Consider the following 2,194-nt stretch of genomic DNA (forward strand, 5'->3'; position numbering starts at 1 on the left):
TTCAACAGATTTTTAGGTTTTACAGCATTTTTCACTGCTTTGGTCGTTGCTTGTGCAGCTTTTTTCACGACTGGTAGTACCTTTTCCTTCACTACCTGCTTCGTTTGTTTGACAGCAGCCTTTACCTGTTGCTTGGCTTTTGTCACAGCCGCCTTTGTTTTATTCACTACCTTTTTCGTGGTCAGGATCGCTTTTTTAATGGCCTTCTTCGCCCGTTTCACCAATTTGCTCTTGGATAAACTATTTTTTAACTTACGAGCCTTGGTAAAGAATTTCCCCCACTTTTTCTTCTTCTTTTTTTCTTCTTTTTCTTCTTATTACTCGATTTTTTTGTTTTTTCTTTGTGGAGCTTTTCTTTCGCCTGTTCTTGTATGCAAGTACTTGTATAAAATATAACACTTAGTACACTAATTAATAATCGTAATCTTTTCAATTTACGTAACTAAACATGCTAAAAAGCACTTGTCGCCTGTTATAGACAATCAAGTGCTTTAAGGTTATAAATTTTCTAAGTTTATTAATATTGGCAAGTTTTATAAGTTATTTTAGTACTGACAGTATGACATCTTTTTTACCACTTGGCAAGTGTAACGTTTAAACCCTTTAGCTTGTTTAATCTCGTGTGTTTCGCGATTATGACATCCATAAAGTAATCCTTTTAAGTAAAAATGTCATCTCGCCTATTCTCGCTCTTATTACTTTAGCGTTAAAATAGCACTTCATGATGGCTCTGTCTTCATGAAGTCTCGATTCTCAAACAATTACTGTTCATTGGGTCCATTCTGTTCTTCTTCTCGAGAGTGACAATATAGCCAATCAAGGATTAAAAGGTTACAATTCCCCTCATAAAATCTGGTTCATCTATTTCTTTGACTGAAATTCATAAAATCCGGTGCTCTCAGGGTGTGTTTCAAGTAGACCTCCCTATTTTTCATGTATTTTGGTAGGTTGATAGGTTTAATCAACTCAGTGTGAAAATTTTACAAATTTAAAACAGTCTTTATCTTGTCCATAAGTACATACACTTGGATTTTCTGTTCTTGATTTTCACCAACAAATTCCATACACGTTTCTTTCAAACAACCATAGAAATCAGAACTGTTCATAATAATTTCGTTATATGATGCTGTGTTAATGAATATCATTATGCCTTCTTTAAATTCAATCTCCTCAGAATGCTCTGGAAGTTCATATCCCATCATATGATCTTGCCACGGCTCTCCCTTGGATAAACACTCTAGTACTTTGAGTAAATCACTCTTCAAAAAAAAAATATCTTGGATGACTGGCTGTTTGTCTATTAACATGAAATCCCTCCTAATTACCATAATTTTTCCACTCCAATACTGGGTATACACTTTCTATTTCTCCTGTAGTTGGATTTTTCCATCCTTCGAATTTTAATCCATTTGATGTGCCTTGTATTACCTGTTGCCCACCTCTAAATAGTTGAAAAATCCCTTTTCATTATGACCGCCATTTACGCCCGTTTTATTAACACCTTCAGGTTGTATCAAATGATTTTTGCTGTTAGCAGAATAGTTATGTTTAGGTACACCATTACCCGTACCCTTAGGAATATCTAAAAATGTACTTTATAAAAGAATGGCAGTTTGTTCAACCACCACCCTTATTGATTAACTAGCTTTTGTTTCTGGTTGATCTGGCATAATATAAGCCATTTTATTTTTCATCATACCATAGATAATTCTGACTAATCTTCTCATAATGCAAAGAAGGGCTTGTGACTTTGACTTCCCTTCACTTTGCTTACGGTTATAATAAGCATAAAAGACAGGGTTTCGAGGTATTTTACTACCTTTACTAACTTGGACTTGTTGGACAGATAGGTTGTAAAAGATGTCATATAGCTTTCTATTACCTTGTTTTGTTTTCTTCATCGTTTCCTTACCGCCCGAACCCATCTTAATAGGGGCAATTCCTGCATATCTTGCGAGTTTGTCAGAATTGGCAAAACGATGAATGTCACCAATCTCTGCGATCAATGCGGAGGAAGTAACCGTATCAATCCCTGGCATAGTTTCAAGCTGCATACCTAACGTTTGAATGGTCACCTTTAACTCTTTATCCACCTTCTTGATTTCCTGTTTCTTAAAGCGGATATCTCTTACTATGCTTTGAATGATAAAGTCTCTTGATCTTTGGCATTCTCGCTTTACCTCTCCTTCAGCTA

2 protein-coding genes and 1 pseudogene are annotated in these 2,194 nt (G+C 35.4%); all 3 read right to left on the minus strand.

Annotated features, from left to right (window positions below; translation table 11 throughout):
* A pseudogene (locus KVT27_RS23040) lies at positions 1–221 on the minus strand (hypothetical protein); the annotation flags it as partial.
* A 759-nt stretch (positions 222–980) separates the two neighbouring features.
* A complete protein-coding gene (locus tag KVT27_RS23045) occupies positions 981–1,307 on the minus strand; it encodes a hypothetical protein (protein WP_217582012.1) in 327 nt (108 codons plus the stop codon).
* A 330-nt stretch (positions 1,308–1,637) separates the two neighbouring features.
* A partial coding sequence (locus KVT27_RS23050) for a transposase (protein ID WP_217582013.1) occupies positions 1,638–2,194 on the minus strand: 557 nt, incomplete at its 5' end.

Source organism: Lysinibacillus sp. GbtcB16 (assembly GCF_019091145.1).
In the GTDB taxonomy this organism is placed as follows: Bacteria; Bacillota; Bacilli; order Bacillales_A; family Planococcaceae; genus Lysinibacillus; species Lysinibacillus fusiformis.

What these genes read in the sequence shown, in the direction of transcription:
- KVT27_RS23045 (WP_217582012.1), bottom strand. Translation starts at nt 1,307, where the DNA reads ATGTTAATAGACAAACAGCCAGTCATCCAAGATATTTTTTTTTTGAAG.